A 13,422-nucleotide genomic window follows, 5' to 3' on the forward strand; every position below is an offset into this window, starting at 1 on the left:
TTTTGAATATTTTGTATGTCGATTTTAAAGAGAGATTATTATTGAATGGACTTTTACAAAATTTTATTGAAAGTGAAAGCCTTTTTGTCAATTGAAGTTTCATTTGTCGTTTGAGGTGTCCTTGACAAAATCAACAGGCTCATTTTGTCATAATTCTGTTCTCTATACATGGGAGAGAGTTTGAAGAAGTATCAGCGAAGAAAAAAGGAAGGCACCTAAACGTTGTTATATAGGGAGCTTCCTTTTTATCTTTTTTTAAAATGATTGATCAAGAAATTTAGTCGACTTTGCCATTCATGTTCGTTTTGAATAGGATATTCTGATCATAATTCTTCTTTACGTAACGACCAGTACTTGTGGGTTAGAGCCTACGGGAGACGTTCCGAAGATTGTAAAAGTGTCTAATTGGATAAATGTAGCTGTATTATCTCTTTCATTTGCAGTAACAATCCAATTGTCCCCTTGCGATAGGCCGATAAAACCAGATGAAAAACCGCTAACACTTAAATTGGTAATTAAACTCAGAGATTCAGTCGAACAATCAGTAGAAATTTCGTTTTGTATTTGAAAGACTCGATCGGTAATAGTCTCTGCAACATAGATTGTTGAGGTATTGCCAGTACCTTCCTCGACTTGGACAAACGTGGTGGGTAAAGGAGCACTATCTGGTTCTTGTGATAGAATGATATTTTGGATAAGACTAAGACCATCCGCACAATAGGAAGCAAATCCAGAAAAAAAATCAGGCGGAGATGATGGATCTGACCCCCATCCAATGTAGATGCAATTCCCGTCGATTGAAGCATCTATACTGCCCATGATTCCATTAGATATATTAGGGGAAATAGACGGTAGAGTAACGGATTGGTTAAAGCTATTTTCTGGTACATTGTACACATCAAATGAATTGGCTAATTCATATCCAATAATTAGTTTTGTTTCATTAGGTGTTAATTGTAGAAAAGATCCATCGGTTCGAGTGGTTGTTGCCGTAAAACTTACAGTTACAGTGTTACTCATTGTATCAATGACGGAAACGGTACTATCTGATTGGTTTAATACATACAACGTATCATCTAAACTCGTAAGGGCTAATGCAACAGGTTGAATGCCAACGGTAATTTGACCCTCTAAAGAATTCGTTGCTGTATCAATAACGGCTACAAACCCTGCTGGATCATCGGATTCTCCTTCACATACGTAGACTTTAGATTGATCGTTACTCACAACAATATTACGGTTGAATTGATAAAGGATGTTTAACTCAACGTTAATGTCACGTGAATCTTGAGTGGTAGTATCAATATAAGTGATCGATCGACCATTTCCAACATAAACAAAATCGTTCGCAAGCACCATGGCATTTGGATTCCCACTAATTAATTGAATGGTCTCTTGCTCAGGTATAATCGTGACGGTTCTTTCTCCTGTATTGCCAACGTAAGTACATGGTAGATCTGATGCTAATGAAATGTTAGTACGATTGAGTAAAACATTATCAACAATGACAGCCGTGGTATTGGCTGTACCTGTCTTTGAGATTTTTAATCTTGCGAAGGCAGCGTTTAGCGGAGCAGATGAGGTGTTTTCAGTTATGAATTTAAACGACCCTTCCTGTCCGTTTGGCAGTTGTCCCTCCTCTATTATTAGTTCCAATCCATTTTCTATAAACGTTAAGGTGCTGTCCAAATATTCTAATAAAATAAATACCATAGGGGAGGTTCCTTTTTGGCTTGCTGCTAATGAAATAAAGAGTTGATAGGATTCGTCTTGGATGACATTGACGAGTTGTTCAAGTGTTGCATCTTCAGTGCCACTTTTTAACACGGCGCTGTATTTTCCTTCTACAGTTGGACAGGGACTTTCAACGATACAAACATTGTCTCCCGTCCAGGGGGATAAAACGCCAAACTGGAAGCGGCCATTGATAATTAAGCTTTGAATGAGAGCCATGGTGATCTTCTCCTTTAAGAAGTATTTTAAAAAAATTAAAACTTTTTATTGTTAATCTTTTCAAACGTTTTCATTATATATTCACATAGGATCAGTGATGACTAATACTTCCGGTCCAGAACCTGTAGAATATTTATTAAATATATAGAAAGAGGTGAGTCTGATATAAGACGCTGTGTTATTCCCACTATTTGACGTAACTAGCCAGTTCGTATCTGGAGATAATGCGAGAAAACCAGAGTTAAACCCTCCAACAGTGAGGTTTGTAATTAAAGATAACGATTCAGTTGTTCGATTATCTTGTATTTGATAGACGCGATTGGAACCGCTCTCCCCAACATAAATGTTAATTGTATTAGAGCTGCTATCTTCCACTTGAACAAAGGTATTCGGCAGAGGTGGATTTGCCATGCTCCCTTGTAAAAACAGAATTATCTCTGATTTAAGACTGAGATCCGTTGCATCATAGGAGAAAAAAAAAGGAACTAGGATCACTGATAATAGATGAACTACCAGCCCCAATGTAGATAGAAGTTCCGTCTAATGAAGTTCCGATACTGCGCATGATTAATCCGAATTCTGGAAATTCAACTGATTGATTAAAAGTGTTATCGGGAATATTGTAAACCTCGAAACAAGAACCGTTATCATAACCGATAATGAGTTTTGAATCATCGGGTGTGACTTGTAAGAATGTTGCATTTACTCCGCCGATAGCTGTTGCAGTAAAGCTTGCTGTAACCGTATTGTCGTTCGTATCAATAACTGATACGGTATTCTCAGACTTATTGACAACATAAAGCGTTTCATCATCACTGGTTAAAGCTAATCCAACGGGTTCTATTCCTACTGTAACGAGGGCTTCTAATGTGTTAGAGGACGTATCAATAACAGCTACGATTCCTTCTGGATCATTTGATTCACCCGCACAGACATACAACTTTGATTGATCACTATTTGTGAGTATGTTTCGATTATAAACATACTGGATAAATAGTTCGAGAAAAGCAATGTCGGTTAATGTGTTTGTGGTGATATCAATAACCGAGATGGCACTACCATTGGCAACATAAACAAAATTTCCAATTAGTTGCATAGCCACGGGATTTCCACTAATTAGCTCAATTGTTTCTTCAGCATTTGGGATTACGCTTACACTTTCTTCTCCTGTGTTTCCAACATAAGAACATGGAATATTAAAGTCTAAAGCTGTTTCCACACGATTTAAGATGACATTATCCACAATGACTCCTGTAGTATTTTTAGACCCGATTTTTCGAATCTTCAGTCTCGCAAATGTGACATCTTGTGGAACAGTGGTAGTATCTTCAATAATCGTAGAAAAATTTCCGTCTTTTCCATTCGGTAGTTGCCCTTCCTCAACAACTAATTCTATTCCGTTTTCAACTACGGTAAAGTTGCTATTCAAATATTCTAAGTCGATTAATACAGAAGGAGAGGTTCCTTTTTGATTTGATGCAAGTGAAAGGATCAGTTGATACGATTCTCCTTGTATGACATTAACAAGTTGTTCGATACTTGCATCTTGAATGCCACTTTTTAGCGCAGCACTGTATTGTCCAGCAACTATCGGACATGGTGCATCTATAACACACGCATTTTCTCCCGTCCAAGGAGACAACTCACCTAATTGAAAACGACCATTGACAATTAAATTTTGAAAGAGTGTCATTAATTTTGCTCCTTTTTAGTTAGAGTTTAATTTTATCCCATACACATTTATTGAAGTAACAAATTATATTTTGCCATGTAGGGATTGAATTTGATTTATTCAAGTAACAACGAGGATTTGTGGACTAGAACCGACGGGTGAAGTGCCGAAAATAGAGAAAGAATCTAATGAAATGAAGGTAGCTGAGTTATTACCCGAGTTCGCTGTCACAATCCAATTCGTATCTTGGGATAAACCGATGAAGCCAGATTCAAAATCAGAAATATTGATCTCAGTTATTAAGGATAGTGGGTCAACTACTTGGTTGTTCTCTAAAATTTGATAAACGCTATTAGACCCGCTCTCTCCCACATATATACAGGAAGTATTTGTGCTGGTGCTTGCCACCTGTACAAAAGTATTTGGACAATTTGTTGTATTTCCACTGGATAATTGTAGTGATTGTTTTAAAATAAGTTGAGTTGGTTCATAGGCTAAAAATTCAGATCCTCCATTACTGTTCGCGCATCCAACATTGATTGAAAGTTCATCTAAAGAGATGCCAATACTTCGCATTTGCAGACCGGAATTTGGAAAAGAAATGGATTGATTAAAGGTGTTTTCAGGAATATTGAAGACATCAAATGAATTGGCCTCTTGATAACCGATAATGAGCTTCGAATCATCGGGTGTTACTTGGAGGAAAGTGGCATCTGTTCGAATTGTCGTAACTATAAAGCTTGCCGTAAAGGAATTGTCGTTTGTATCAATGACTGAAACGGTGCTGTCTGCCTGATTTAAAACATAAAGGGTATCATCGTTACTTGTTAAGGATAAGGCAATGGGCTCAATCCCAACGGTAATCTCTGCCTGAATTATATTTGTATTAATGTCAATTACGCCAACAAACCCCTGAGTATCAGTCGATTCCCCTTCACAAACATAGATTTTTGTTTCACTCTTATTGACTAACATGTTTCGATTAAAAGCATATTGAACACTTAACTCTAATGTCAGATCACTCCGTCTATTATCGGTGGTATCGATAATAGAGATTGCTCTGCCGTTCCCAACATAGATGTGATCATTCACGAGTACCATAGCCACGGGACTACCACTTATTAATTGTATAGTTTCGATTGAAGGAATTTCAGTAATTGTGCGTTCTCCCGTGTTGCCTACATAGGTATTCGGAATGTTAGTTCCTAGAGAGTCATTTACACGATTGAGTACGACATTATCGACTATGACAGCTGTTGTATTCACAGATCCCAATTTTGTTATTTTTAACCTTGCGAATGCCGCGTTTTGTGGAGCCGTAGAAGTGTTTTCTGTTATAAATTTAAACGATCCCCTCTGTCCGTTTGGAAGTTGCCCTTCTTCAATTATTAATTCTAATCCATTTTCAATAAAGGTTAAGGTATGATCTAAAAATTCTAAAATAATGGATACGAAAGGGGAGGTTCCTGACTGGTTTGCAGCTAATGAAATAAATAGCTGATACGATTCATCTTGAATCACATTGACTAGCTGCTCGATGCTTGCATCTTGAGTGCCACTTTTCAATGCGGCGCTATAAGTCCCTTCTACTGTCGGGCAGGGATTTTCAACAATACATGCATTGACTTCGGTCCATGGAGGTAACTCTCCTGATTGAAAGCGACCGTTGATGGTTAAGTTTTGAAATAGAGCCATGATCATCTTCTCCTTATTATGAGTGTATGAAAAAAAGTCGACCTTCTACTTCACTCAACGAAAGAATTAAGTGACAACTAAAACTTGGGGACTGGATCCTGTGGAATAGCTATTAAACAGATAAAAGGTAGATGAAGTTGAGGCTGTGACTAAATAAGAAGCCGAATTATCACCTTCGTTCGCTGTCACAATCCAATTGCTGTCTTTAGATAATGCAATGAACCCCGAGTTGAAGTCTTTGACGGATACGTTTGTAATAACTGTCAATGTTTGCGAAGAAAAATTATCTTGAATTTGCCAGACAAGATTAGTACCTGCTTCCCCAACATAAATAAAAGAAGTGTTGGAACTGCTGTCTGCGACTTGAACAAAAGTGTTAGGGCTAGCAGATGTATTCGATGATAATAAGAGGATTTGATTTAAACTAAGGTCATCTACTCCATAAGATAAAAATGCTACTCCTGAAGAACTTGAACACCCCATATAAACTCGAGAATCGTCTAAGGAGAGACCAATACTGCGCATTATTAAAGATGCAGGAAAGTCAATGAACTGATTAATTGTGTTTTCAGGAACATTGTATACAGCAAATCCAGGGATGCTTTCATAACCGATTATTAATTTTGAATTATCGGGTGTTAATTGTAAAAAAGAGGGATTTCCTAATAATGATGAAAAGCTTACGGTTGAAACATTGAGGCTTGTATCCACGACAGAAACTGTACTATCAGTTTTATTTAATACGTACAGTGTCTCTTCATTACTTGTTAGTGCTAACGCAACAGGCTCTAGTCCAACCGTAATTTGAGCTTCCCTAGAAGCTGTTGACGTATCAATTTTTCCTACTAACCCGAAGCTATCTGTAGATTGACCTGCACAAACATAAACAATGGATTCATCACTGTTCGTGAGAATATTACGATTGGCTTGATAGCTTATAAAAAAATCTAGTGGAATGTTTTCGCTAACTGTATTTGTTTCCGTATCAATGACAGAGATCGTGTTTCCATTGGCCACATAAACATTATTGTCGATAAGGACCATTGCAACAGGGTTTCCACTGATCAATTGAATTATAATAGATGAAGTTGGAACAATACTCACAGACTCTTCCCCCGTATTGCCAACATAGGCACTTGGAATATCAAACTGTAACTCAGTTTGTATTCGGTTAAGGACCACGTTATCTACAATCACCCCTGTTGAATGTAAGGATCCTTTCTTCGTAATGACAAGTTTGATAAAAGCAGCATCTTGAGGGACAGAGGTTGTATTTTCGACGATCGTATTAAACGTGCCATCTTTTCCATTTGGTAATTGACCTTCTTCTACAGTTAACGACAAGCCGTTTTCAATAAAATTAAAATTTAGATCTAAAAATTGTAAAATGATCGATACAGTAGGGGAGGTTCCTTTTTCGTTTGCTGCTAAAGAAATCGAAAAGGAATACGACTCATCTTTTACAACATTTATGAATTGTTCTAACGTTGCCTTTTCCTTTCCACTTTTCAAAGCAGCACTATACTGCCCTTCTACAGTAGGACATGGATGATCAATGGTACAAGCATTTTCACCAGTCCAAGGAGATAATTCCCCTCGTTGAAACCGGCCATTTACAATTAAATTTTGAATGAGTGCCATTTTACTTTCTCCTTTGTTTAATATATATTGACTCATTTTTTATTAATTTTTTTCCATTGCTAATATTCTATGAAAAAAGAGTGTGTTGGCTTGGACGAACGTCTATTTTGAAAAAATCATGTACTAAATATGCCATTGTCTTCATTGTGCAAGTGATCCCAAGCTTAAAGAATTATTCACGTCATCGCTAAACCTTATGTTTTATAATGGTTGTTCTATGAGAATTATATTTGAGGTGTTTGTGAACCTATCTTTTTAGTAGTTTTTTTAGGGGGCTTTATTAGGTTAAACTTTTATGTGTTCTCCATGCCTAATAGATATTTTCGCATTTTAGTGAGGAGTCGTTTATTTCTTAAAAATACCGTAGTGACAATTTAATGTTTCTTTCTGTCTGTATCCAACGGTAGTTAATGGTCTTTTTGATGACGTTTCATTCTTTTAATTATGCAACCTTTCTTCTTTATTGAATAGGATATATTAATGTTTATAGAAATGAGATTTATTGTCTTTCCATGGGTGTAGTGAGGGTATTATTCTCAGACCAAGCCTATTACACTCATTGTTATAAGGGGATTTTTGGTATAATGCAAGGTGCTCTCGTATTAATAAAGGGGAGTGAACTGTATGGCAATCATTCAAAACTTGATTAGAAATGGGGATTTTGCATTTGGGGAACTTGACCCTTGGATAGGGGAAAATGTCGATGTCATCTCATCCCCTTGTCCTTCGGTAGTGGACGGATTTAGTGCCCGCTTGAAAGGAGGGGAACAGAGGGCTTCTCTTTTTCAAAATTTCAATGTCATTTCAGGTGAGACCTATCAATTAACCTTGTCTATCGCGACAGCAAGGAAAGGAAGGTCACCACGAATTCAGATTCGAGTGGAATACCTTAACCGATTATTAGAAGTTGTTGGATTTGGTCTAGATGAATTGATCACTGAAGGTCAATTACCCAATGGGGCTAAAGGGGCATTTAATACCATACAATTGCTAACAACTGTTGTGCCAAAAGAGGCAAGGTTTGCACGTCTCCTTATTGAAAAACAAGGGTTAGCTTTTTCTCCAAGTGTCGTGATTGATAATGTTTCGATGAACCGAATTACATTAGAACTTACTTCTCTACCGAATACGTATGTAGGAAATACGGGTTCAGATACAACCTCGATTCTTTTTGAAGAAAGTTTAAGTACACTTACCGTTGGAATGACTCCGAATGCGATGAGTCGAGTTATCAATGGGGAAACGGAATTATTGTATATTGCTTTTGGAAATGAACAGTATGTTTCTGTTATTGATGTCACGACTCAGAAAGAATTGACAACCCTATCTATAAATGGAGACGTTACTTACTACTTTAATCGGAATATTACCGTAAGTCCAGATGGTTCGAGGGTATATGTTGCGTCAGAAACAGGATATGTGAATGTGATTGATACAAGTACGAATCAATTGATAGGTGTGGTTTCTGTAGGGCAGGTACCTCAGGCACTTGCTATCACAAACGATGGATCGTTCTTATATGTTGCTGTTGTTCGTGATGTTACAACTGGTAAAAATACAAACTATGTCTCTCGAATTGACACAACTAGTTTACTTATTACGGAAACATATACAGTGTCAAATGAATTTAACTCTGACCTTAATGAATCGCAGGCAGTGTTAGTCTTAATTGAAAATAAGGAACAATTTGTTATAAGTGGTGCAACTGAAAATAATGATGGTGAAGAAGGGTATGGAGCATTTTTAGTTGTTGATATTCAATCTGGAAACATTATTACTAGGGAAGTATTTAATTTTGCTTATTTTATTTATGATATAACCTTATCTTTGGATGGTCGTTTTATATATGTGACACTCCAAGGAGGTACAACAGAATATATCTTTTTGGTATTTGATACATCCAATTGGGAGCAAATAACGTCTTTTACGTTGAGAAATAGTAGTCAATTTTCTGATACTACTCCAGGACTTATCCGTCAAATAACGGAAGGTGAAGAAGAAGATCTCATTTTTGCCTCATACAAAGTTGATTCTACGGGTTATATATATGAAATTAGCCGTTGTGGGGATACATTTAATTCGGTGACCAACTTTTTTATTTCAAATTCAGGCGTTTTCTATTCAATATCATCTGATGGATCGACGATCGTTTTAGCCAATCAATCAAGTAATTCAGTGTCTTTTATTGAAACATCTACCTTAACTGAAGAGTTTACGTCGTTAAATACGGGAACAGGTCCACAAGTGCTTGTTGTGGATTGAACTACCTATATAGTTTTTCTAAAATAGTTGATCTCAAAAAAAGCAAGGTACTTTCGTATTAATAAAGGGGAGTGAACTGTATGGCAATCATTCAAAACTTGATTAGAAATGGGGATTTTGCATTTGGGGAACTTGACCCTTGGATAGGGGAAAATGTCGATGTCATCTCATCCCCTTGTCCTTCGGTAGTGGACGGATTTAGTGCCCGCTTGAATGGAGGGGAACAAAGGGCTTCTCTTTTTCAAAATTTCAATGTCATTTCAGGTGAGACCTATCAATTAACCTTGTCTATCGCGACAGCAAGGAAAGGAAGGTCACCACGAATTCAGATTCGAGTGGAATTCCTTAACCGATTATTAGAAGTTGTTGGATTTGGTCTAGATGAATTGATCACTGAAGGTCAATTACCGAATGGTGCCGAAGGGAAATTTAATACCATTCAATTACTAACAACCATAGTGCCAAAAGAGGCAAGGTTTGCACGTCTCCTTATTGAAAAACAAGGGTTAGCTTTTTCTCCAAGTGTCGTGATTGATAATGTTTCGATGAACCGAATTACATTAGAACTTACTTCTCTACCGAATACGTATGTAGGAAATACGGGTTCAGATACAACCTCTATTCTTTTTGAAGAAAGTTTAAGTACACTTACCGTTGGAATGACTCCAAATGCAATGGTTCGTGCATCCCATGGTGATACAGAATTATTGTATATTGCTTTTGGAAATGAAAACTATGTGTCGGTTATAGATGTTACAACTCAAGAAGAACTGACAACCATCTCTGTAAATGGAGACGTTACTTACTACTTTAATCGGAATATTGCCGTAAGTCCAGATGTTTCGAGGGTATATGTTGCGGGTGAAGGATCGGATACAGGATATGTAAATGTGATTGATACAAGTACAAATCAATTGATAGGGGTAGTGTCAGTAGGGGAGAAACCTCAGGCGCTGGCCATTACAAACGACGGTTCATTCTTATACGTTGCTATTGCTGTGACAAATAATAGACTTGGGGGGTTGTAATACAAACAATGTCTCTCAAATCGATACAAATAGTTTGACTATAACGGAAACATATAATGTGTCTAATGAATTTAATTGGATGAACTTCAATTCACAGGCATTGGTGGTCTTAACAGAAAATGAAGATCAATTTGTTGTAAGTGGTACGACTCAAGTTCAGCCGACTGGAGCATTGAGTGGAGTATTTTTAGTTGTTGATATTCAGACAGGAGATATTATTACTCAAATTACTATTAATAATGAAATAGCTGAACCGATCTATGATATAGTTTTATCGTTGGATGGTAATTATTTATATGTAACAACTGAAGAACCTCAATGTATATTTTACAATTTTTACGTATTTGATACGTCCAATTGGGGGCAAATAACATCAATTAGGTTAAAAGATAGTAGTGAATTTTCCAGTACCACTCCAGGGCTCATTCGTCAAATAACGGAAGGTGAAGAAGATAACATCATTTTTGCCTCTTACAAGGATAATTCTACAGGTTATTTATATGAAATTAGCCGTTGTGGGGATACATTTAATTCGGTGACCAATATTTCTATTTCAAATTCAGGTGCTTTCTATTCAATATCATCTGATGGATCGACGATCGTAGTAGCCAATCAGGATGGAAATTCAGTGTCTTTTATTGAAACATCTACTTTAACTGAAGAGTTTACGTTGTTAAATACAGGAACAGGTCCACAAGTGCTTGTGGTGGATTGAAAATGTAGTTGTTTGATAAATAATAATGAATATTAAACCTTAATGATATTTCAGAAAATGAGTTAATGTTATAGAAAAAATCTTCATCTTAGTACAACTTATCAATGAGGTATAGACTAACATCTGTGTACTCTTAAAACAAAATAAAAAAGGCCATTTACTTTCGAATTATGAAAGTGAATAGCCTTTTTTAATACCATAATGTTTTTTAGCAAGTCTTAAATTAGGTTACATTTTCATCTCTAAATAAAAAAATTCCAATTCACTAACTTTATAATCCTCTAAATTACAACGAGAACTTGTGGACTAGACCCGACATTTGAATTTCCGAAAATAGTAAGGGTATCTAGTTCGATAAGTGATGCTGTATTATTGCCCTCATTGGCGGTCACAATCGTTTCATTATCTCCTGATAGACCGATGAAACCAGAGTTAAAGTTGCTAATCGAAACATTTGTAATAATCTCTAGTGAATCATTTACTCTCTTTAAAATTTGGTAAACACGATTTGTACTGCTTATACCAACATAAATACAAATGGTGTTAGTGCTATTTTGCACTTGAACAAATGTGTTTTGGTCCCCACTTGGTATATCATCTGCTGTTTGAGCAAAGAAGCTGAGATCAGTTGAATCATAGGACAAAAACCTAGATGTAGTACCTATAAAAATGTATGATTCATCTAAAGATAGACCAATACTTCTCATTTCTAATCCTGAATCAGGAAAGGCTATAGATTGATTGAAAGTGTTTTCGGGAATATTGTATACATCAAACGAATTTGCGCTTTGGTAGCCAATAATGAGCTTTGAATTGTCTGGATTTATTTGTAAAAATGTTGCGTCTGTTCGATTTGTAGAAGCGGTAAAGCTTGCCGTAAAAGTATTCGTATCTGTATCAATCACAGATACCGTATTGGCTGTCTGGCTTAAAACATAAAGTGTTTCATCGTCACTTGTTAGTGCTAAAGCTACGGGTTCGACACCTACTTCTACTTGTGCCTCAAGTGAATTACTACTTGTATCGATAACCACAACCAATCCAGCTGAATCCGTTGATTCTCCTGCACAAACATAAATTTTTGTTTCACTACTATTGACAAGTATATTTCTATTGTATTGGTAAAGGGTATCGAGTGATATGGCAATGGGTGTTGTACTATCATCGGTTGTGTCGATAACCGTTATGATTCTTCCATTAGCAACATAAACACAGTTGTTTACTAACGCCATCGCAACCGGATTTCCACCACTTAACTGAATAGTATCACCTATAGGAAGCGGTGTGACAGAAGTTTCTCCTGTATTGCCTACATAAGCAAAAGGTATCGTAACATCAAATGATGTGTTAACGCGATTTAATACTACGTTATCAATAAAGATAGCCGTTGTATTCTTGATCCCTTTTTTTGTGATAATTAATCGAGCAAAGGCAGCATTCTGAGGGAGAGTTGTAGTATTTTCCGTTATTAATTTAAATGTGTCTTGTTTGCCGTTAGGAAGTTGACTTTTTTCGATATTTAATTCTACCCCATTTTCAATAAACACGAGATCACTGTCTAAATATTCTAGAACTATCCGAACAAAAGGGGAAGTGCCTTTTTGATTAGCAGCTAGAGAAATAAAAAGTTGATATGATTCCTCTTTTACTACATTAATAAGTTGTTCAAGTGTTGCATCTTCAGAACCGCCTTTTAAAAGAGCGCTGTATCTTCCTACTACTGTGGGACATGGGTTTTCAACGATGCATGCATTGATTCCCGTCCAAGGAGATAATTCTCCACTCTGAAATTGCCCGTTAATTACAATATTCTGTAGCAGGGTCATCATCATCGTCTCCTTTATATAATATGATCTGATGAACATTTCAATCAGAGAATGTTTGCCTCTCTTAAGAGATGAAATGTTATTTTTATCAAGTTATCATGATTTTTCTTGTACTAGAGTATTCACAAAAGAATATTTGGATTGGACTCTTGTCTAGATTTTGCCGTTTTGTTATTTCGTAGGATTTTTTTAAAAAGACTCGAGGTTGTAATCGCTTTTCTTTAGTAAATGATACGTTTAAGTATGTTTGTTCTATGAGTAATACTTTTACTTGTTTATTTCTAACAATTAAATGCGGATATTAAAAGAAATCGTCTCCTCAGCATACATCGTGAATATGAGAAATTTCATCACCAATTACTTGTTTTAAATAAAGGTTTAAAAATTAGAAAGTATCCATTAACTTGTACTCTCATTTCTTTCTAAAACAGGATAAGGGATCATGGTTACATCTGAATTTCTTCCGATCACAATTCACAAATATTCAATAGAATAAACAATGTGTCTAGAACAATGATTGTAAGGTCTTCATAAACTAATCATAAGAAATAAAGGATTTGAAATGAACTTTTTAGTGGTCCAGCAAATACAAGCTTACCTGTCATCATATCAGGTGATTTTCAATTTTCT

General features: G+C 36.2%; 9 protein-coding genes. 3 read left to right on the forward strand and 6 right to left on the reverse strand.

The genetic code is table 11. The features are described 5' to 3' along the window. Positions 1-336: 336 nt before the first annotated feature. From LC087_RS03350 to LC087_RS03370, 5 genes are all read right to left on the reverse strand, one after another. Positions 337-1,953, reverse strand: coding sequence for an NTTRR-F1 domain (locus tag LC087_RS03350; protein WP_226539763.1), 1,617 nt, complete (start codon positions 1,951-1,953; stop codon positions 337-339). Positions 1,954-2,034: 81 nt separating this feature from the next. Further along, the gene (locus tag LC087_RS03355) at positions 2,035-2,364 is read right to left on the reverse strand and encodes a YncE family protein (protein WP_306020005.1); all 330 of its coding nucleotides are present in this window, start codon (positions 2,362-2,364) and stop codon (positions 2,035-2,037) included. A gap of 52 nt (positions 2,365-2,416) precedes the next feature. Continuing rightward, positions 2,417-3,646 (reverse strand): NTTRR-F1 domain, encoded by a 1,230-nt coding sequence (locus LC087_RS03360; RefSeq protein WP_306020007.1) that lies wholly within the window; start codon positions 3,644-3,646, stop codon positions 2,417-2,419. A 99-nt stretch (positions 3,647-3,745) separates the two neighbouring features. After that, complete coding sequence (locus LC087_RS03365; protein WP_226539761.1) at positions 3,746-5,320, reverse strand: NTTRR-F1 domain; 1,575 nt, start codon at positions 5,318-5,320, stop codon at positions 3,746-3,748. Between the two features lie 66 nt (positions 5,321-5,386). Then, positions 5,387-6,961 carry an NTTRR-F1 domain gene (locus LC087_RS03370; protein WP_226539760.1) on the reverse strand — a complete coding sequence of 525 codons (1,575 nt, stop codon included), beginning with the start codon at positions 6,959-6,961 and terminating at the stop codon, positions 5,387-5,389. Positions 6,962-7,585: 624 nt separating this feature from the next. Between LC087_RS03370 and LC087_RS03375 the strand changes: the two genes are divergently transcribed. From LC087_RS03375 to LC087_RS03385, 3 genes are all read left to right on the forward strand, one after another. Further along, the gene (locus LC087_RS03375; protein ID WP_226539759.1) at positions 7,586-9,223 is read left to right on the forward strand and encodes an NTTRR-F1 domain; all 1,638 of its coding nucleotides are present in this window, start codon (positions 7,586-7,588) and stop codon (positions 9,221-9,223) included. Positions 9,224-9,303: 80 nt separating this feature from the next. Then, complete coding sequence (locus LC087_RS03380; RefSeq protein WP_306020010.1) at positions 9,304-10,251, forward strand: NTTRR-F1 domain; 948 nt, start codon at positions 9,304-9,306, stop codon at positions 10,249-10,251. Positions 10,252-10,309: 58 nt separating this feature from the next. Next, positions 10,310-10,966 carry a YncE family protein gene (locus LC087_RS03385; protein ID WP_306020012.1) on the forward strand — a complete coding sequence of 219 codons (657 nt, stop codon included), beginning with the start codon at positions 10,310-10,312 and terminating at the stop codon, positions 10,964-10,966. A 281-nt stretch (positions 10,967-11,247) separates the two neighbouring features. Here LC087_RS03385 and LC087_RS03390 read toward each other — a convergent pair whose 3' ends face one another. Next, positions 11,248-12,792, reverse strand: a complete 1,545-nt coding sequence (locus LC087_RS03390; protein WP_226539757.1) for an NTTRR-F1 domain — start codon at positions 12,790-12,792, stop codon at positions 11,248-11,250. Positions 12,793-13,422 lie beyond the last annotated feature (630 nt).

Origin of the sequence: Bacillus carboniphilus, assembly GCF_020524035.2 — a bacterium.
Classification (GTDB): domain Bacteria; phylum Bacillota; class Bacilli; order Bacillales; family JAIVKR01; genus Bacillus_CC.